Source organism: Erythrobacter sp. F6033, assembly GCF_023016005.1.
Classification (GTDB): domain Bacteria; phylum Pseudomonadota; class Alphaproteobacteria; order Sphingomonadales; family Sphingomonadaceae; genus Erythrobacter.
The window spans coordinates 54,304-73,891 of record NZ_JALKAZ010000002.1; the positions used below are offsets into that span (position 1 = coordinate 54,304).

The 19,588-nt window shown below is 58.5% G+C and carries 19 protein-coding genes; 10 read left to right on the plus strand and 9 right to left on the minus strand.

The annotated features are described in order from the left end of the window. Positions 1–21: 21 nt before the first annotated feature. The 3 genes from MWU39_RS12295 to flgB are packed head-to-tail and all read right to left on the minus strand — an operon-like array spanning position 22 to position 1,150. On the minus strand, positions 22–375 hold the full coding sequence (locus MWU39_RS12295; protein WP_247160432.1) for a flagellar hook capping FlgD N-terminal domain-containing protein: 354 nt from the start codon (positions 373–375) through the stop codon (positions 22–24). Between the two features lie 2 nt (positions 376–377). Then, entirely contained in the window at positions 378–788 is a 411-nt protein-coding gene (gene flgC, locus MWU39_RS12300; RefSeq protein WP_247160433.1) for a flagellar basal body rod protein FlgC, read from the minus strand. 2 nt (positions 789–790) lie between these two features. Further along, complete coding sequence (gene flgB, locus MWU39_RS12305; protein WP_247160434.1) at positions 791–1,150, minus strand: flagellar basal body rod protein FlgB; 360 nt, start codon at positions 1,148–1,150, stop codon at positions 791–793. Positions 1,151–1,476: 326 nt separating this feature from the next. Between flgB and MWU39_RS12310 the strand changes: the two genes are divergently transcribed. Next, the gene (locus MWU39_RS12310) at positions 1,477–2,073 is read left to right on the plus strand and encodes a MotA/TolQ/ExbB proton channel family protein (protein ID WP_247160435.1); all 597 of its coding nucleotides are present in this window, start codon (positions 1,477–1,479) and stop codon (positions 2,071–2,073) included. Next, positions 2,070–2,492, plus strand: a complete 423-nt coding sequence (locus tag MWU39_RS12315; protein ID WP_247160436.1) for a hypothetical protein — start codon at positions 2,070–2,072, stop codon at positions 2,490–2,492. Before MWU39_RS12310 ends, MWU39_RS12315 begins: the two co-directional genes overlap by 4 nt. Here MWU39_RS12315 and MWU39_RS12320 read toward each other — a convergent pair. Next, positions 2,489–3,505 carry a GGDEF domain-containing protein gene (locus MWU39_RS12320; protein ID WP_247160437.1) on the minus strand — a complete coding sequence of 339 codons (1,017 nt, stop codon included), beginning with the start codon at positions 3,503–3,505 and terminating at the stop codon, positions 2,489–2,491. The two genes, MWU39_RS12315 and MWU39_RS12320, sit on opposite strands and share 4 nt — an antisense overlap. 254 nt (positions 3,506–3,759) lie before the next feature. Here MWU39_RS12320 and MWU39_RS12325 point away from each other — a divergent pair, with 254 nt between their 5' ends. From MWU39_RS12325 to MWU39_RS12350, 6 genes are all read left to right on the plus strand, one after another. Continuing rightward, entirely contained in the window at positions 3,760–4,293 is a 534-nt protein-coding gene (locus MWU39_RS12325; protein WP_247160438.1) for a flagella basal body P-ring formation protein FlgA, read from the plus strand. Between the two features lie 69 nt (positions 4,294–4,362). Beyond that, the gene (locus tag MWU39_RS12330; RefSeq protein WP_247160439.1) at positions 4,363–4,662 is read left to right on the plus strand and encodes a flagellar biosynthesis anti-sigma factor FlgM; all 300 of its coding nucleotides are present in this window, start codon (positions 4,363–4,365) and stop codon (positions 4,660–4,662) included. Next, positions 4,659–4,976, plus strand: coding sequence for a flagellar protein FlgN (locus MWU39_RS12335; protein ID WP_247160440.1), 318 nt, complete (start codon positions 4,659–4,661; stop codon positions 4,974–4,976). The genes MWU39_RS12330 and MWU39_RS12335 overlap by 4 nt, the downstream gene beginning before the upstream one ends. Before the next feature lie 90 nt (positions 4,977–5,066). Beyond that, the gene (locus tag MWU39_RS12340) at positions 5,067–6,071 is read left to right on the plus strand and encodes a transglycosylase SLT domain-containing protein (RefSeq protein ID WP_247160441.1); all 1,005 of its coding nucleotides are present in this window, start codon (positions 5,067–5,069) and stop codon (positions 6,069–6,071) included. Continuing rightward, complete coding sequence (locus MWU39_RS12345) at positions 6,068–8,209, plus strand: flagellar biosynthesis protein FlhA (RefSeq protein WP_247160442.1); 2,142 nt, start codon at positions 6,068–6,070, stop codon at positions 8,207–8,209. The genes MWU39_RS12340 and MWU39_RS12345 overlap by 4 nt, the downstream gene beginning before the upstream one ends. Further along, positions 8,209–8,949, plus strand: coding sequence for a sigma-70 family RNA polymerase sigma factor (locus MWU39_RS12350; protein WP_247160443.1), 741 nt, complete (start codon positions 8,209–8,211; stop codon positions 8,947–8,949). Before MWU39_RS12345 ends, MWU39_RS12350 begins: the two co-directional genes overlap by 1 nt. Here MWU39_RS12350 and MWU39_RS12355 read toward each other — a convergent pair. The 3 genes from MWU39_RS12355 to MWU39_RS12365 all read right to left on the minus strand — a co-directional run bounded on the left by MWU39_RS12355 (position 8,946) and on the right by MWU39_RS12365 (position 14,978). Next, positions 8,946–12,266: an amidohydrolase family protein gene (locus MWU39_RS12355; RefSeq protein WP_247160444.1), complete on the minus strand. Its 3,321-nt coding sequence runs from the start codon at positions 12,264–12,266 to the stop codon at positions 8,946–8,948. The two genes, MWU39_RS12350 and MWU39_RS12355, sit on opposite strands and share 4 nt — an antisense overlap. 70 nt (positions 12,267–12,336) lie before the next feature. After that, entirely contained in the window at positions 12,337–13,635 is a 1,299-nt protein-coding gene (locus tag MWU39_RS12360; protein WP_247160445.1) for an acyl-CoA dehydrogenase family protein, read from the minus strand. After that, the gene (locus MWU39_RS12365) at positions 13,635–14,978 is read right to left on the minus strand and encodes a phosphotransferase (RefSeq protein WP_247160446.1); all 1,344 of its coding nucleotides are present in this window, start codon (positions 14,976–14,978) and stop codon (positions 13,635–13,637) included. The genes MWU39_RS12360 and MWU39_RS12365 overlap by 1 nt, the downstream gene beginning before the upstream one ends. Before the next feature lie 68 nt (positions 14,979–15,046). On the opposite strand from MWU39_RS12365, the gene MWU39_RS12370 reads away from it, so the two are divergent. Beyond that, positions 15,047–16,387: a dienelactone hydrolase family protein gene (locus MWU39_RS12370; protein ID WP_247160447.1), complete on the plus strand. Its 1,341-nt coding sequence runs from the start codon at positions 15,047–15,049 to the stop codon at positions 16,385–16,387. A 69-nt stretch (positions 16,388–16,456) separates the two neighbouring features. Here MWU39_RS12370 and MWU39_RS12375 read toward each other — a convergent pair whose 3' ends face one another. Continuing rightward, entirely contained in the window at positions 16,457–17,218 is a 762-nt protein-coding gene (locus MWU39_RS12375; RefSeq protein WP_247160448.1) for a M48 family metalloprotease, read from the minus strand. 30 nt (positions 17,219–17,248) lie between these two features. Then, complete coding sequence (locus tag MWU39_RS12380) at positions 17,249–18,676, minus strand: aldehyde dehydrogenase family protein (RefSeq protein WP_247160449.1); 1,428 nt, start codon at positions 18,674–18,676, stop codon at positions 17,249–17,251. 174 nt (positions 18,677–18,850) lie between these two features. Between MWU39_RS12380 and MWU39_RS12385 the strand changes: the two genes are divergently transcribed. Further along, positions 18,851–19,555, plus strand: a complete 705-nt coding sequence (locus tag MWU39_RS12385) for a glutathione S-transferase family protein (protein WP_247160450.1) — start codon at positions 18,851–18,853, stop codon at positions 19,553–19,555. Positions 19,556–19,588: the final 33 nt, after the last annotated feature.

The window sequence follows — 19,588 nt, forward strand, 5'->3', positions numbered from 1 at the left end:
AGGTTCCTTGTGTTGAAAAAACTATGCGGCGGGGTTGGCCGATCGAACCGCTTCGATTGCGGCGCGGCTTGCCTCTGCGGCTGCATTTTGCGCAGCGATGAGGTTGTCGAGTTTGGCCGAAATATCGTTCAGCGTTTCGCTAGAATCCGTTGAAGCCGCGAGTGAGGAAAACTGCGCCATCTGCGCCAGCATCTCTTCGTTATTGGCTGGCTCCAGCGGATCTTGCAGCGACAATTGCGTCGTCAAAAGACGCAGAAAGTCGGCCTGATCCAGCGAAGCAAGGCCGTTGCTGTTCGATGGACCCGAAGGGGTGTTCAATCGGTCCAATGTTTCCTGCACATTGGCCGTGGCGGGCGCTGTTGGGGTGACATTCATGTTCAATTGCTCCTGAGAGTTTCCAGCATCAGCTGCTTGGCCGTCGTCAGCGCCTGAACCAGGTTCTGATACTGGCGCGCGCTTTCCATGATCTCGATCATCTCGGCGCTTTCATCGACGGGTGCCTCCCACACATGCCCTTCGGCATCGGCGAGAGGGTGATTGGGATCGTATCTCTTGGTCGGTGCTGTCTCGCTGCGAATAATCCCGTCGCTGCGCACACCAGACAGACCACTTGCCTGATCGAGCTCGCTGGCAAAACGCACACGGATGGGGCGGTATGCTTCGGCCTCACTGCTCGCGACCGACCCCGCATTGGCGAGGTTGGAAGTGGCCGCATTCATCCGCACCATCTGGGCAGACATGGCCCGCTCGGTCATCGAAAACAGCGTCATCCGGTTACCGTCAGACATCGTCACTCACCCTTCAGCGCGCGAGTGAGCATGTTGACCTTGCCCTGAACAAAGCTGAGCGTTGCTGAGTAGGCCATGGCGTTTTCAGCAAAGGCCACCTGCTCGCGCCCGAGCTCAACCGTATTGCCATCCAGTGAGGCCATGGTCGGCACTTTGTAGACCATATGCGCCATGTCATCGGCGCCAGAGTTTCGGCCATCATTTCCGGCTGAAAGCCGAGCATTAAGCGCGGCGGCGAAATCAATGTCGCGCGCTTTGTATCCGGGAGTGGCGGCATTCGCGATGTTGGATGCAAGCACACCCATGCGCTTTGAGCGCAACTCCAGCGCCGCGCCATGGATACCAAAAATCTGTTCGCTCATATTCGAACTCCTTCGCCACCTCCCAGCAATCAATGCCGTTTGGTTTTGCGGAAGTGTTTTGCAGGAGCCGTGCCAAATGCCCAAAAATGGTCATTTCCCGCCCGTCCACCGGCCAATCGCGCGACAAAAGCAAGATTGGCGGCAAAACGGTGCCGTGCTCCGGCAAGGCTCTGCCAGTTTTATGCATCAGCCCCCTTAATCAGCGATCGGCGAGACCGTTCTTGCTTTTGGGAATGCTCAGACTGGGAAGGTCAAAACAGGTGCCATTTGAGGTAGGATACTTACTGGACTGGCGCGCGCTCACGATTGTTCTAAGCGGCACCGCCATGGCCACATTGGCGCGGTGCGGTTGGTCTGACTTGCAGGTTGCGGGGAGGAGCCTCACCCACATTTGGCGCCCGAAATTTGATGCTGATGCCAATCGCGCGGCCCTTGCCCGATGTCTTCAGGCGCTTGATCGCTCCGGGCAGCTGGTGGCCGAAGTCGAGCTTCCGCCAGACCCGGCCACCGCTGCAATTGTTGATGTCTATCTGCGCAGTGGATCATACGACGCCCTCCACCAGACACGCCGCGCAGCGCGCACATCGCGCGAAGTCCGCCGGGCTCAGGCGGTTCGTACTTTCGAATATGCCGGGGAACTTGCCCCCGTTTTTGGCCTCGTAGGGACATTGTTTGCCATCACACAAATCGCACCTGCAGAGGGAGCGAATATGACCGACGCGACCCTTGGCGCGGTTGCCACAGCGGTGCTCTCATCGCTTTACGGCGTTCTGACAGCGCATTTTGTCTGCATCCCACTGGGCAAGGCTATCGAACGCCAGGGCGAGCGCGATCAATTGGCGCGCGACACTCTGTTCGAGTGGTTCGAGGCTCAGATTGAGACGAACAAGCCTGTCAGAGCGCGCATCAGGAAAGTCGCATGATCTCTAAACAAAGTGGCACTTGGCAGATCATTCTGGCCGATCTGGCGCTGATCCTGTTTCTGTCGACGCTTTTGGCGGTGCCCGGCCTATCGGATAGCGAAGAAGACGAAACGCCAAGCGAACCACTGGAATTCGCGCCGTCTCAGGCGCTGTACCGGCCCGACCCAGACGGGCCAGGACTGTCCGAGTGGTTGGATCAGCAGGTTCAGGATCCGCGCGCGACGCTGACCATACATGCACGTTATCGCGATGGTGAAAGCGAGCGGGTCTGGCAACAAGCGCAGTCACTGGCCGTTGACGCAACAGAGCAGGGTTGGACCGTTAGACTGGTTATTTCTCAGGACGCCAGCAGCGATATCTATGCGAGCATCGGATATGACGCGCCAGTCGCAGGCGAGCCGGACAGTGATCAAAGTTAAAGAGCGATGATCCGGTTGCGGCCCTGCTCCTTCGCCTGATACAATGCGCTGTCCGCCCGAATAAGGGCGCTGCGCGGATCAACATCCTGTGTCACTTCGGCGACGCCGCCAGAGAATGTAATCTTTCCAAAGGACTTGCCGGTATCACGGTTCATCAGAGTTTTGGCCGCTTGCGCGCGGCGAATACCGTCAATCTTGCGCCATGCCGCCTCTTTATCAAAACCGTACAGCAAGAGCACAAACTCCTCACCGCCATGCCGCGAAACGAAGCAATCATCGCTCGCATGTTCGCTTAACAGCTGACCGATGGCGCACAGCACCCGATCACCAACCTCATGGCCGTGCCTGTCATTGATAAGTTTGAATTTATCGACATCGCAAAATGCCACGCACAGCGGCTGACCCTTGCTGCGAGCATCGGAAGTTGCCGATTTGAAGCGGCGTTCAAAAGCTCTGCGATTGGGCAACCGCGTGAGGTGGTCGACATCGGCTTCCATCCGGGCTTGTGCCAGACTTTGCCGCAATTGATCCGATTCCGCCTGGCTGCGCTCCATCGCTTCTTCGGCCTGCTCGATCCGTTGAAGCATTGAACGAGAAAGAGTGATGATGCGATCAACCTCGCCATGTGTTTGCGCATCGGCATCGGCCTGTTCGATTGCCTCGATTTGGACGTCCAGCGCTTCACGATGGCCGGTTGTCTCATCGTGCGCGGATTTGGCGGTCTGCGCAAATCGCATCAACGCATACTCCATCTGATCCATCAGCTTTTCGAGTTCAACTATGCGAGCATCGGTTTCCGGATCGAGCCGCATGACCGTTTCAAGCCAACGCTGATCTATCGGATCGCTGGACATCTCGCGCGCAGAGAAGGCTGCGGCCAGTTTGCTCTGACTCCCGGAAAGCGCGCTGCAGATAACCGCCAAATTGGGGCCGGTGACTTCCAAGTCATAGCGCAGGGCAAAATCGGAAATACGCTTAAGCAAATCCAGCCGCGCCTCGTGTTGTCGGGACATAGGCTTTGGATTGCTCGCAGCTTTCGTTTGGCTTTCAATTTTCGATAGAGCGTTCATCGCCTCGCGCATCCTCTTCGCATTCAATTGAATCGGTACGCTGCATAATTTGCGCAGGTTTAAGCCTGCTCTGAACTGGCCACAGGGTTGTCACGTAGTTGCGCGCGGATCGCATTTGGCACGGCGCTTGCTGTGTTCTGACCATCAATCGGAGAGTTTGCGCAACACCGCACACGCTCCCCATTCAGGAGGTCAAAATGCGATTTTCATTCAACACTGTCGGTTTCGCGCCGCTCGCCGGGATTATGCTTTTGCCACTTTGGGCACCAGCTGTGGGGGCAGACACCCCCGCCGGATCGGGCTTCACAGATCCTGCAGAGATCGATCGGACCGTGTCGACTTTTACAGGCGCACAAATCGGTGAAATCGGCGGCGCCCGATCACCGGCAGACCGACGATTGCGCCTAGCCCATTGCAGCGCGCCGCTTTCCGCAAGTTGGCACGGCAGAAACCAAAGCACCGTGAAAGTCGCATGCCTCGATCAAGGGGGTTGGCATGTCTTCATCGCGACACGGCCACAACAAGCCGCGGCAGCCAAAACGCAGATTGTGAAGCGCGGTGATCCGATGACAATATTGGTGCGCGGCCGCGGTTTCACAGTGCAACAAAATGGTGAAGCGATGGAGAACGGCACAATCGGTGAATGGATCGGTGTGCGCACTGCGCGCAGGGCGACCCCGGTGCAGGCAAGGATCGAACGCCCGGGCCTCGCAATCATTCCCGCCAACTAATTTGGCCTCTCCCCCTTAATCACCGCTCCAACAAACCGTTCTGGTGATTAGAATTCCATCTGGAGACTGATGATGCCGTCTATCGAACTGAGCAAATTGCAAGGGGTCAGCGCCCCGCGCTCTGTGTCCGGCAGTGACCGTGCGCAGATCGAGGCGCGCAGCCCACAATCGCGCCCGTCCGCGCCTGTCGGCGCCGAATCCGGCGTAAAGCTGGAAGTTGGCAGCGCTGTCGAAGCGGGCAAGCCGCCCATCAATAGTGAGAGAGTTGCGGAGATCCGCAGCGCTTTGGAACAAGGCAGCTACCCACTTGTTCCGACCGAAATAGCCGATGCAATGATCGCAGCGCGAATCAGTCTGGAGATTGCATGATGGCGTCTGACCTGACCGGCAATTTGCGGCAAATGATTGCCGTTCTGGAACGCGAGCGGCAAGCGCTTGCCTCTTTGGATGCCGATGAGCTGACATGCTCGGCTCGCGAGAAGGCGGGCCTTTGCGACCTTTTGGCTGATGTAAGGCCGGATGCGCTCGACAATGAAGCACGCGGGCTTGCCGAAACGGCGCGCCAGCTAAACGAAGTAAACCGCCGTGTGCGCAATTTGCTCGCGGCCAATGTCGCCGCGCGGATTGACGCGCTCAGCGGCGTCACGGGTCAGCTTCATCAAGCAAGCTTTGCCCACGCCTGAAGCCCATTAACCCTAACTGGCACGCCTGTTGCTTTGATCTGGATCGCAAGCGCCGAATAAACGGCGCGTACCAGTGAAAGCAGTCTAACGATGAGCCAGCCTGTGATGCCCGCCGTCAATATTCGGCGAGATTTTGAAAGCGCCGCACGTACCCACCGCGAAGCGAGCTTTCCCAATCCCTCTGCTCGCCCGGCAGAGGTTCCAACCACTTCAGGCCCCGTAGAACAGGCCATTGCGACCGCTGCAAAGCGAACCAGCGTCGATTTCGATTTCCTTTTGGCTCAGGCTCAAGTGGAATCCGCGATGAACCCACGGGCCAAAGCCCGATCATCATCGGCAACGGGACTGTACCAATTCATCGAAAGCACCTGGCTCGGCACAATGAAGCGGCATGGCGCGCGCTTTGGGCTTGGCAATGTAGCAGACCAGATTAATGCGACGGCCAGCGGCGGTGCTCATGTCCCCGACGCCGGTCAGCGCAAGGCCATCCTTGAAATGCGCAATGACCCGCAAATCGCCTCGCTTATGGCAGCGGGTTTGGCAGAGGATAATCGCGCCAAGCTCCTCCCGGTCTTGGGCCGTGAACCAGCCAATAACGAACTCTATCTGGCACATTTCTTGGGCGCGGGTGGGGCCAGCCGGTTTCTAACGGCAATGGCGCAAAATCCGGATCAGAGCGCTGCTGCGATTTTTCCCCGTCCGGCATCAGCAAACCGGCCTGTCTTTTATGACGCGGGCGGCACCCCGCGCAGCCTTGCCGGAGTGATGGATTTTCTATCGGATAGACTTGATCGGGCGTTCGCAGACGCTCCCGCACAGCCCGCCATGCAAACAGAATACTCGGTCGCTTCGCTCGCGCCGCAGCGCCCGGCCACTTTGGTGGAAAGCGCAGCAATGTTTGCGCCTGCACGCCCGCCAATAAATCCCAGCGGTCTTCCAGCGCCCGCCATTGGCCGGCTATCGCAAAACAGACCTCCGATGTCGGACTTGCTCAGCGCCACTTTCGGTGAAGTCGGCGGTCTTGCGAGTGCAAGCCCAGCGGCCGCGAAACGCATTGAGCGTGCTTACAATCAATTGAAGGCGTTCGGTCTATGAGCGTCTCTGCAAACACCACAAGTGGCGGCGCCATATCTTGGCTCGACCGTCTAAAATCTGCGCCTGCAGCCATGGCATTGCCCGTGGGCATCTTTGCGCTGTTCGTGCTGATGGTGCTGCCGATCCCCACGACACTGCTCGACATGTTCTTTGTCCTCAACATCGCGATCACCGTTGCGGTTTTGATGGTCGCTTTGAACGCGCGCGAGCCGCTCGATTTCTCCTCATTCCCGTCCGTTTTACTCTTCGCCACTCTATTGCGCCTCGCGCTCAATGTTGCATCGACGCGGATCGTGCTGGTCAACGGGCACGAAGGCGGCGCGGCGGCGGGCGAGATCATCGAAAGCTTTGGCCAGTTTCTGGTCGGGGGCAATTTCGCTGTCGGCCTGTTCGTGTTCACCATCCTGCTGATCATCAACATGATCGTCATCACCAAAGGCGCAGGCCGAGTGTCGGAGGTGTCCGCGCGCTTTGTTCTTGATGCCTTGCCCGGAAAACAGATGGCAATCGATGCCGATATCGCGGCGGGGTTAATCACCGCAGACGAAGCCCGCGCGCGCCGTTCCCAAGTCACAATCGAAGCCGATTTTTATGGCTCGATGGATGGTGCGTCAAAATTCGTGAAAGGCGATGCGATTGCGGCGCTGCTCATCCTCGGTGTGAATATCATCGCCGGATTCGCCCTTGGCATGGCAACGCATGGCCTTTCCGCGGGCGAAGCCGCTCAGCTCTACATCACTCTGGCCGTTGGCGACGCGTTGGTCGCTCAGGTGCCAGCATTGCTGCTTTCTATTGCCGCCGCCGCGATTGTAACGCGGGTTTCCGATACCCGCGATTTGGCAGGCCAGATTGGCGGACAGTTTTCGGACCCGCGCGGCTGGCTTGCCGTGGCTTTGATCTTGCTCGCTATCGGCATGGTACCAGCCATGCCTCAGTTGATTTTCTTCCCCGCTGCGACGATTGCCGGGGTGATCTGGTGGAAGTTGCGGCAACGCGCTGCTCTGCCCGCAGAAGTCGCACCGCCCGCCGAGGACGTGCCGCCAGACCGCATCGAGCTTTCGGATGTCAGCGATCAAACGCTGGTCACGATTGAACTTGGCTATGGCCTCGTACACCTGGTCGACAAAGCCAAAGACGCCCCTCTGCTCACTCGCATCACCGGCATTCGCAAGCAACTCAGCCGCGATCTCGGCTTCGTCCTGCCCCAATTCAGAATTCGCGATTCGCTGGATATGAACGCGCAGGATTATTCCGTGACTGTCGGCGGGGTCTGCGTTGCCAAGGGCAGCGTGAAACCTGCCAAACTGCTGGCAATTGATACCGGAGACGTGCGCAGTGGCCACGGGCTGACAGGAGAAGCCACCCGCGACCCGAGCTTTGACTGCCCCGCTTTATGGGTTGACCCATCGCTCCGCGATCATGCCATCGCCGAAGGGTTTCTGGCAGTCGATCCGAGCACTGTCATCGCAACCCACGCCAATCAGGTTCTGCTCGCGCAAGCGCACGAATTGCTCGGTCCGGTGGAAGTTCGCGATCTGCTCGATGATTTGAAAGATCGTGCACCTGCACTGGTCGACGCCGTTCATCCAGATCCGCTTTCTCTTGCGGCGATGACCCGCATTTTACGCGCTCTTATTGCCGACGGGATCGGCCTCTCTCACCCGCAGCCGATCTTCACCAGTCTGGCATTGGCGCTGCAGACAAATCAGGATTTCGAGGCGTTGATCGACGCGGTCCGAAGCGACCTCGGAGCGCGGCTTGTTGCCCGCATCTGCGAGCCTGGAACGCCGCTGAAGGTTGCGACACTGGATGCCGGACTGGAAGCGGCAATCCTTGGCGGAATGCCTGATCCTGCGACTGGCCACCCTCTGATTGAGCCCGATTGCGGCGCCATGATCGTGCGCCGGATCAATGAACTGATCGATGAGTCAGCCGGGGCGATCGCTTTGATAGTGCAGCCGCCCGCACGCCGATCTCTCGCAGCGCTGCTGCGTCAGAGAGCGAAGAGCTGCCAAGTCCTTTCCATCCATGAATTGCCCGCGACGCAAAGCGTCGAGGTGATTGGCGTGATCGGTGCAACCGAACCCATCCCCTCGGTCGCTGACGCGCAAGCCGAACTCGCAGAGGAGACTGGCTGATGAAACACGATCAAACCGCTTTCCATGCCCAGCATCACGAGGCCTATGGCACCTCCTCGCGAGCCGAAGTCGAAGACCGCGTGCGGCGGTTCTTACCCTTGGTGCATCGCGCCGCGTGGCACATCTATGGCGCGGGCCGTGATGGGCTCGAAGTCGAAGATCTGGTGCAGGTCGGGATTATGGCACTTACGGAATGCGCACAGCGACATAGCGGGCCGACCGAAGATGGCTTCGCCGCCTATGCCAAGATCCGAGTTCGCGGGGCGATGCTCGATTGCATCCGCAAGCTGATGCATGGCAGCCGGACCGCGCGCAAGAAACGGTCCGTGTACGAGCAGACCATCGAACGCCTGCGCGGCGAATTGCTGCGTGAACCCAGCCGCGTTGAAATCGCGAGCGCGATGCAGATTAGCGATGGCGAGCTGTTGGAGATCGAAGGGTCCGCTGTCTCTGTTTCATCGATCACCGACGAGTATGATGAGAGCAACACCGCGTTCGCCAGCGATGATCCTGACCCGTTCGAGGCGCTGTGCGAGTTGGAGGATCGCGAATTGCTCATCACCGCGATGACCCAACTGCCCGACCGGGCAAAGCTGGTCCTGCAATTGTTCTTTGTTGAAGAAATGAACCTGACAGAGATCGCGCAGGTGCTGGAGGTGTCAGTCCCCCGCGTCCATCAGCTGCGCGCCAAGGCCTTGAAAGACCTGCGCGCGCTGATGGAGCAGGAAATCGAGGCTTAGTTCGAACCGCCATCTCCGTCGCCGTGATTGTGGCCACCGCCAGCATGGGTCGCCGCACCGGAGCCGCCCGCACTGCCGCCCTGACCGCCTTCCCACCAGTAAGCCCGGCGTTTCTGTGTACCGGTTGCGACCTCGTTCATGGTCTTGGAATCGTACATCCGCCCGCCGATCATCACGCTTTCGATCTTGTCAGAATCGCGGATGTTCGCGGTCGGGTCAGCGGTTAGAACCAGCAAATCGGCAAGCTTGCCGACTTCGAGGCTGCCGACATCTTTATCCATGCCGAGCGATTGAGCCGGGGCAATCGTCGCGGCCTTGAGAGCCTCGACCGGAGTCATCCCGCCGCGCGCGAAGCTCCAGATTTCCCAATGCGCGCCGATCCCAGCCTGCTGGCCATGCGCGCCGATCGATACCTTCACCCCGCGCTTGGCAACTTTACGCGCTTCGCGTGCAGCATCGTCATCGACAAAAGCCCAATCAGGCGCCTTGGTCCGGCGCGCTGTGCTCGCCAACAGGATCTTCGGCGGCGTATGAATCATCAAAGGATGATCGAACACATCGGTGGCCTGACGCCAGTACGGATCACCGGCGAGCCCGCCATAGGTGACGTTCAGGGTCGGCGTGTAGTTTGAATTCGATTGACCGAAAAACTGCAGAACGTCTTCATACAGCACATCGCCCGGCACGTTGTGTTCGATGGTGGAATTACCATCCGCAATCAGGTTCATATCCATCCCGAACAGGGAGCCACCTTCGGCCACGACCAGCATGTTTTCCTCGGCTGCCGCGCGGGCAACCATCTGGCGCTGCTCGCGGCGCGGCTGGTTGTAGTTTTTGACCGAGATGCCGCCTTGTGCCTTGATCCGGCGAACATGAGCGAGCGCATCATCATAACTGTCGATCCGGGCGTAAACGCTCGGCGCCTTTGCACCGTAAATGATCTCTCCTGTCGAGAAGATACGCGGCGCCAGCAATTTGCCCGCCTGTTGGCGCTCTGCCGCAGCAAAGATCTGGCTCGCATCGCTGGACGGATCGTGCAGCGTGGTCGTGCCAAGCGCCAGATCCTGCACCAGACGCCAGTTTTGCTGCGGGATGAGATCACCCGTTCCATGCGGCCCATGGTGGTGCGCATCGACGAAGCCGGGCATAATGGTTTTGCCACTGGCATCGACGGTCACCGCGCCACTAGGCACGGAAACGTCACCTGCCGCGCCGATGGCTTTGATACGGTCGCCTTCGATCACAATCACACCATTTTCGATCACGCCTGCATCGTCATCACCCAGCCCTGCGGCCATGGTCAGAATGCGCGCGCCGGTGATCGCCACTGTACCGCTTGGCTTATCAGCGTTGACAGTGACCGCCATCGAAATGCCGGTTTCTGGGGGCGTGTAGCCCTGTTCTTCTTCATCGCCTTTGGGTGCGTTGCGGAAGAAATCGGAAACCGTAGCGCTTTGCAATTGCGGACCGATTGACCAGAACAGCGTCTCGCCGCCATTGGCCCAGCCGAGATAATCTGCACCGCCAGTGCTGACCTTTGTAACCGGCAGTCCGCCGCCTTTCTCGCTCACATCGACCGGCTTGCCGCCGGGGATAAGCGGCATAGCAAAGACTTCGTAATTCTGGCGAAACGCCACCGTCTGTCCATCGGGCGCGATGCGGAAATCATTGGCGAGATCGCCGCGCGCATGGGTGCGCTGCTTCTCGCCATCAAGGTCTGCAGAAACCAGCGTCAGCTTGCCGCCGCTAAACGTATTCATGAAGATGCGATCGTTTGATGCAGCGAATTGCGGTGTGCGTCCGCTGCTGCTGACCCGCATGGCTTCGCCGCCGCCAGACGGCATCACATAGATGCCAGTATTCTCCGAGTAATCGGGCGCAGTCAGATACCCGCCAGAGCGCTTTTCAAACGCGATACTGCGCCCATCCGGTGAAAAGACGGGATTGCCATAATGGCCCGGCATATCCGTAATCGCGCGGGCATTCTGGCCGTTGGCGCTGGCAACCATGATCTGGCCCAGCCCATCATCGGTCCATTTGACATAGGTGATGCGCGAACCATCGCGGCTGAAGGAAGGAAATGCTTCCACTGCATCACTGCCATCGCTGGTAAGCGGCCGCGCCGCATCTCTGCCGCGTGCCGATTTGGTGTGAAGTTTGCCAAGGCTTTCAAAGACAACGCGGCTGCCATCGGGCGAAAGCGTGCCGAATTTCGCCATATTGGTGGTGAACCGATCGGGCGCTACGTCGATTTCAGGGTGCGGGGCATCGGCAATGCCGCGCGTGTCCGAAATGCTGAAGGGTATCTCTGCAAAGCCCGAGCCATCACGATTGATCCGGTTCAGCTTCCCGCCAGCCCAGAACACGATTGCGCTGCTATCTGGCAACCAATCCATATTCGGATACACACCGTAAACCGCCCAAGTTTCCTGCAAGTCGAGATCGAGCGCGTCGTAGATCATGCGCTCTTTACCGCTGGCGAAATCCTTCACCCACAGTTTGCTCTTGTCCTTGTCGCGCCGGACGAAAGCGATCTCTTTGCCATCTGGCGAAGGTGCCGGGCGCACTGCGCCGCCATAGCCATCGACCACGGTCGAAACCTCTCCGGTTTCAAGCTCGTGTTTCTCAATCGCGAAAATGCCGGAATTGGAATCCTGCGCGTAAATAAAGGTGTTACCCGGCGTGGTGTTGCGGGTGTAGTAAATCGCGCTGCCATCGGGCGCGAAAATCGGCTCACCCAGCTCTTTTTGCAGCGCTTCGTTAGCGCGTTTGACAACCTGAACACCGCCTCCGCCAGAAACGTGATACATCCAGATTTCGCCTGTTCCGGCAGAACGCTGGGTGGTGAAGTGCTTCTTGGCTGCAATGAAGCGCCCGTCGGGTGACCAAGTCGGCTGGTTGAGCAGGCGGAAGCTTTCCTTTGTGACCTGACGTTTGTCCGACCCGTCCCGATTCATCACCCAGATATTGTCGCCGCCGCCGCGATCCGAAGTGAAGGCGATGCGTGATCCATCAGGGGAAAAGCGCGGCTGAACTTCCCAAGCCAGCCCGTCAGCTATGCGCGTCGGCGTGCCCCCGGTGATCGGCAATGTGTAGATATCGCCCAACATCGTGAAGGCGAGCGTGCGGCCATCCGGCGCGACGTCGACATCCATCCACGTGCCTTCGTCTGTTTCAATCGGAACCTGCTCAATGGTCGCACCCTTTGGCGCGGTGATGTCCCAGCCTTTGTCTTCGCTCTTGTCATCGTCGGCGTAAGCGATGGTAGGCGCGGCAAGCATGGAGCCTGCAAGAAGGGCGGCGGTAAAATGGCGCATTCGAATTCTCCCCGTGTTGGCGAGAAGAGTAGCGGCACGAAAGGATATTGCTAGGGGGAGACAGAAGTCGTTAGTCGAATTGCCTCTGCATCTCTTTCTTTCGGGGCCCCAGATAACCAAAAAGATAAGCGCCGACTTTGCGCATTTGTATCTCTTCGCTGCCTTCGGTGATGCGATATCGCCGGTGGTGGCGGTAGATATGCTCGAAAGGTTTGTGGCGTGAATAGCCGATGCCGCCATGGACCTGCATCGCACGGTCGGCGGCTTCGCAGACCAGCCTGTTCGCCCAGTAATTGCACATCGAGACCTTGTCGGAGATCGTCCGCTCGATCTCCTCATGCGGCATATTGTCCATTTCCCATGCCGTCTTGAAAATCAGCAGGCGCAGCATTTCCGCCTGCGTTGCCAATTCGACCAGCGGAAACTGTATGCCTTGGTTCTTGGACAGCGGCTCGCCGAACGGTTTGCGCTCCCGCGCGTATTTAACGCTTTCATCGATGCAGAACATCGCCGCACCGCAGCTTGAGGCGGCTTGCCGGATACGGTTCTGATGGACGAAGCTTTGCGCCAGCGCGAGGCCGCGTCCTTCCACGCCAAGGATCGCATCGTCCGGCACCCAGACATTGTTGACCGAGAGACGCGGGTGATCGGTGGGCATATTGAACGTCCACATCCATTCCTCGATTTTCAGCCCTTCGGTGGGGTTGGGGACGAGGAAGCAGGTGATCCCGCTCGCCTGTCCCGCCTCGCCCGATGTGCGGGCAAACATCGCGCAATGCGTCGCGACATGCATGCCGGTGATCCACATCTTCTCGCCATCTATCCGCCAGCCATCCACGCCGTCGCGGGTCTCACGCACTGCAGTGGTTTCCATGTGGGTGGCATCGGAGCCATGATCGGGTTCGGTCAGGCCGAATGCGACGCGGCGCTCCCGGTTGAAACCGCCTGTGATGAACTCCTGCTTCTGCTCCTCTGTTCCCCATTGATCGAACATGGCGACGAAGGGGAAATTGCCGACGATGCTGTGTTCGTTTTGAAGATCATTGTGCAAGCCCAGCCCTTGGCGCGCGAAGTGTTCGCGGATGACAGCCATCCAGAGGTTGCTGCCATCCTTGCCGCCATATTGCTTGGGCGCGGAGAAGCGCCAATGGCCGGCCTTGTCCGCCCGCGCCGTGGCCTCGCGCAGCAACGCCTCCCAGTCCTCACGCGGCAACCCGCCCGCTTCAAAATCCGTCCGCTCATATTCGCGGCGGTGATCGAAGAAGCGGATATTGTCGTCCGCCTGCTCAAGCGGCTTGATCTCAGCCTCGATAAAGGCGTCGAGTTCGTCGAGATAGGCTTGCAGGTCTGCGGGAATTGCGAAGTCCATTATTCTTTTCCTGTCCACTTTTTGCGGGCAATTGCGAGCGCGGGGTATTTGGGCACATCCTGCATGATCGTAGCAAGAATTGCCTCACGCAGTTGAGTGAGCAAACCTGTATCTGCCAAGGTCGCTTCGCCAGACATAGCTTGTCTCGCCAACGGTGCATTTTCAAATGCGGGGATCGCCGTTGCATCATAGCGCGAGATCATACCCAGCGCATTTCGGGCAACGGCGTATTGGAAACGGTCGTGCCCCTCGAAACGATCTTTGACCGTTCCGAGCCATTCGTGAATGGCAATGGCCAGTTCACCATCGGTCGCCTCGCCAACTTGCGGAGCTGCGCTTGGTGATTGGACAAGGCGGCTCCGTTCTTGCTCAGGCGCATCCTCTTCCAACAGCATCAGCAGATCGAGCTCCTGCTCGCTCGTGCGCCGCGAAATGACGACCCGCTCTAGCATCCGATCCTCACCGCTGCGCCAGATTGCCGCCATTTTCAGACAGCCCAGCGCCCACCACACGGTACGGTGGATCAGCCAATAGCGGAAGCGTTTGCGGTCCACTTTGCGCCCGCCATTCGCCTCGTAAGCGTCAAAATAGGTCTCCAGATCGCCCAGACCCAGCGCGGGGCGATCATACCGCGCGAACCGCCATACAGCCATGCAACCAAAGGCGAGATCTTCGTGATAGTCGCCGAAATGCGCCAACTCCCAATCGAGCACGCCGGTCAGCCAGCCATCCTGCGCAAGCAGATTGCCCATGCGGAAATCGCCATGATTGAGCACCGGCTCGTTTGCCTCAGGACAATTGTCCTCCATCCATTTCAGGCCAAGCGCGATGATCGGGCGGTCGCCGCCTGCCTCCTCGAATTGGCGTTTCAGATCGGCGATTACTGCGCGGTAATCCATCACCGGCACAGCCTGCGGCACGTCGTCCCGTCCAAGCGAATGAATGCGCGCCAGATTCGCCGCGCATTCCGATAACAACCGGTCCGGTTCATCCATGTTGAGGATGTCTTTCGGGTTCGGAGTTCCCGGCAAAGCGCGCATCACAAAACCGCTGCCGATGCCGTCATCCGGCTCCAGCTCAACCACCACTTCGGGCGCAGCAACGCCTGCTGCGCCTGCTGCTCGGATCACAGCGGCCTCAACATCGTGGCCAAACGGGCGGTCTTTCATAAATTCGAGGCTTGGCGCGCGGCGCAGAACAAATGCATCATCACCGCACTCAAACCGCCAGCTTTCCATGGTCGCGCCGCCGGTCAGCCGCACAAGGTCCGATGGCGCGGTCAGCCCAGCACAGGCCATCACCCGGCCAAGACCATCCAGCAATTCGTCTGGCGCAATCGACATCTCTTCCCCTAACCCCCATTCGCTGCGATGAGTGCAGCGCTATCATGTCACAATCGGAATAGGTCGCAATGAAGAAACGTCATATCGCGCTCGCCGCGCTCGCTCTGATCGGGGTTGGAGCAGGCAGCGCCGTCATTATCGCCAGCCCCACCGTGCACAAAGGGGCTCCTGGCGAAATGCCCGAACTGGGTCGCTATGGTGAATTCTCCGTCGGCACGCAGGAATTCACGATGGAATTGCCAGACCGCGTGACGTTTTCGAAAGCGGCGATGGTAACGGGCGGCATTGAACCTACCGAGCGGGCGCTCAAAGTGCGGATGTATTATCCGGCGGCCCCCAACGGTCAGGAGCTTGTCAGCTACAGCCACACGATGGCACCGCCGGATATGGAGCCGGTGACGCTGGATTACACGGGCCGCGCCTATGAAGGCGCTCCCGTCGTGGCTGACCGCACAGCATACCCCCTTGTCATAATGAGCCACGGCTTCAACGGTTGGAGCACTCAGTTTAGCAACCTCGCCGAACACATCGCATCGCGCGGCTATGTCGTCGCTTCGATCGATCACGCTGACATGCAGTTGGAAGGGCTGACCGACTTTCTGCACTCTTTCGCGCAAGTGCTGGCGAGCCGATCGCTCGATCAGCGGCAAGTGCTTGCGCAGATTCTGAAACGCAATGCCACCGAGGATAGCGGCATTTTCGATGCCGTTAATCCCGAACAGGTCGCCGTGATCGGCTATTCGATGGGCGGTTATGGCGCGCTCGCCACTGCGGGCGGCGATTATGATTATGAAAGCGGCACATTCGGCGCAGTCCCCGCCGAAGCGCTCGATCCCGTCCGTGCCGCGGGATCCCAAGACGCCGGTATCGATGCGGTCATTGCCTTTGCCCCTTGGGGTGGGCAATCGGATAACCGCGTTTGGAGCGCGGACACGCTGTCCAAGATCACCGTGCCCGTATTGATAGTTGCGGGCAATCAGGATGACGTTTCCAATTATGAAGACGGCATCAGCTGGATTTTCAATTCATTGAGCGGAGCGGATGCGCATATGCTCGTTTTCCGAGAGGCGCGGCACAACATTGTCGGCAATGATTTCGACTTGCCCGAAGGCGCGCCGTTCCGCGCGATGGAATTCGTCAAAGAACCAGTATGGCGGCAAGACCGGATCAACGGCATCAACCAGCATTTCGTCGCCGCGTTCCTGGATCTGCATCTGAAAGGCGACGCGGACAAAGCTGCCTATCTGAATGTGCCAACGTCCAACGCCAATGAGGGCCAATGGGATGTCTCCACCGGCGAGCAGCTCAACGGCAAAATGGCAGGCTCTAACGAGACAGAGCACTGGCGCGGGTTTCAACGTCGCTGGGCCCTCGGCCTCGACATGCTGCAAAAGCCTGCTGGCGAATAGGCCCGATTGCACAAAGAAAAAGGCCGCGCGGATCATCTCCGCGCGGCCCTTTCTTTGATAGGCTGAAAATCAGCTGATCTTCTTGCGCATCCGCTTCGCGCGTTTCGCGGGGCTTGGATGGGTCTTCAGCAGTTCGATACCGCCGACGCTCGCGCTCTTCGCAGCAAGCTTATCCATCGCAGTGGCACACGCTTCCTGATCATAGCCATTATCGGCCATAAACTTGAGTGCATAGTCATCCGAGCGGGTTTCCGCCTTCTGCGAATGCTGGGCGTACATCACATCCTGGATCAAGCCACCGAGTTCGGACTCGGCGATCCGCTTTACATCGCTGCTCGCTGTGCCAGCAACGCTCAGCGCGGCGTCCTGTTGAAGAGCCCGTTTCAGACGCTTCTGGCCATGTTCCAGCTTAACGTGACCGATTTCGTGGCCGATAACGCAGCGCACTTCATCGTCGTTAAACTCGTCCATAAGGCCAGCCATGATCCGCACAGTGCCATCACCCATGGCGAACGCGTTCACGTCCTTAACAAGGTAGGCTTTGATGTCGAGGTCCAGCCCGTCATAGCTATCGAGCCCTTGGGTCAGTGCCGCGAGCCGTGCGCCATAGGGATCATCGAGAGTTGCAACCGGATTGTCCGCGTCCATTTTCTCGGACATTTGCCCGAAATACGCGACGATTTCCTCATCCGAAACACTCGCAGCTTCGGCCACTTTCTTGGCCGAACCAAGAATGCCGCCAAGGCTTTGCGAATTCGCTGGGACTGCTGCCACTGCAAGCATCGCGCCGACACCTGCCAGCGCTGCAGCTGTGTTTCTGAACGCTTTCATTATACCAAACTCCCTGAAAATAATGTCAAATCAAGCGACTACATTATCCTTCTTAATAGTAATAACCTGCGGATAGGTAAATTCCTTTAGGCCTTCTTTGCCGTATTCTGCACCAAAGCCCGACTGCTTGTGCCCGCCAAATGGCGCGAACGGCGAAAGGTGCATGAATTCGTTTATCCAGACCGTGCCGGTTTCAAGCTGTTCTGCGATTTCCTGACCCTTCTCGGTATCGGCGGTCCACACGGCGCCTGCGAGGCCATATTCGGACGCATTGGCGCGCGCGATAGCCTCTTCCTCGGTCGAGAATTTCATCAGCGGCATAACCGGGCCGAACTGTTCCTCGGCGACGATCCGCGCGTCTTCCGGTGGATTGTCGAGGATGGTCAGCGGCACGAAGTAGCCTGTGCCCGACGGATCTTTGTCACCGCCGGTTAGGAATTTGTAGCCGTTGTCTTTGGCATCCTGGATCAGTTCAAGAACGCGGTCATATTGCTTCTTGTTCTGGATCGGGCCGACGCCGGTGCCCTGCTCGCTGCCGTCACCGACCACAACAGTCTTGGCGAAATCGGCGATAGCTTGGGACAGCTCGTCATAGATGTCTTCGTGGATATAGACACGCTTGGCCGCGATGCAGACCTGACCCGCGTTCTGGAAGCTTGCCCAGAACAGCTGCTCTGCGACCTTTTTGGGATCGGCATCTGGCATCACGATGGAGGCATCGTTGCCGCCCAGCTCCAACGTGATCCGTTTCAGATCGGCGCTGGCGCCTTCCATGATTTTCTTACCCGTCGCGGTCGATCCGGTGAAGGTGATCTTATCAATATCGGCATGCGATGTGATCATCGGGCCGAGCACATCTTCGCCGGTGATGATGTTGACGGTGCCCGCGGGCACTTTGTCCGCGATCAGTTCCGCGATGCGCAGAGTGGTGAGCGGTGTGAACGGCGAAGGCTTCAGCACAATGGTGCAACCCGCCATCAGAGCAGGCACGATCTTCTGGATCGCCATCATGATCGGGAAATTCCACGGCACAATGCCGCCCACTACGCCCACAGGCACGCGGCGGTGACGGTGCAGGCGGGTGTCGTCATCCTGAATAATCTCTTCTTCAAGCTGGAGCGTCGATTGCGCCGCGGCAAGACCGGCCGCGCCGAAAATCTCACCTTTAGCTTGAGCATGCGGCTTGCCCTGCTCGCTGGTCAGCAGACGGTAAAGTTCGTCCGCATTTTCCTTGATCACGCCGGAGATCGCCATGCAGACAGCCTGACGCTCTTCGAAAGTGGTTTTCTTCCAGACCTTGAACGCGGCCCGCGCCGCAGCGACGGCCTTGTCGAGTTCGCCCGCACCGGATGACGGAACCTGTCCGATCACTTCCTCAGTCGCAGGATTGACGACATCCAGCCATTCGCCGTTATCCGTCATCTCGCCATTGATCAGGTTCTTATATTGCGTGACCATGATTGTTCCTCTCTCGAATCTCTTTGAAATCTCTCTTGCATCCGAAGGTGGACCTTCGGGCACAAAAATCAATCACGAATGCTGCGTGCGGCATCCGCCTTGCGGTGGAACGTAGCGCCAATCAGTTGCGCTTTGCAACGGGCGCTTTATGCAAATCGCAAAGAGGAGACACAGATGACCGACGCCCCCAATGATCTCGTACTGTATGGCAGCCCGCTTTCGCCTTTCCTGCGCAAGGCGGCTGCGCTTTGCATAGAAAAGGGCGTCGCATTCGATGTCGAGGCGGTCGATGTCTTCAACCCGCCGCAATGGTTTCGTGACATCTCACCGATGAAGCGTATTCCGGTTCTGCGCGACCGCTCAATCGCCGAAGAAGGCATCGCGGGCACCATCGCCGATAGCTCCGCGATCTGCGCCTATGTCGAGAAAAAGCATCCCGAACCTGCGCTCTATCCGGCCGAGCCATTCGCCCATGGCCGCGCGCTTTTTATTGAGGAATATTCCGACACCCATCTCGCCGCGACGGGCGGGCTCGGCATTTTCCGGCCTATCTTTTTCAATGCGCTGCAAGGCAAAGACCCTGATCTTGAAAAAGCCAAAACCACTTGGTCGGGCGAAATGCCAGCGATCCTTACCTTCCTCGATAATGCGCTGGGCGAGAGCGAGTATTACGCCGGAGATACGCTGTCGATTGCCGATATTTCCGTAACGGCAACGCTTATACAAATCGCGTTGGTCGCGAACATGCCGCTGGGCGATTATCCGAAACTTGCGGCGCATTATGACCGCGTTTCTGCGCGCCCATCCATCGCAGGACCTTTCGCAAAAGCTAACAAGTTCATTCGCAAGACCTTGCCCGATCTGTTTGACCTGACCTAAGGCTCTGCGCGGTCAAACCAAGTAAGAGCGGGA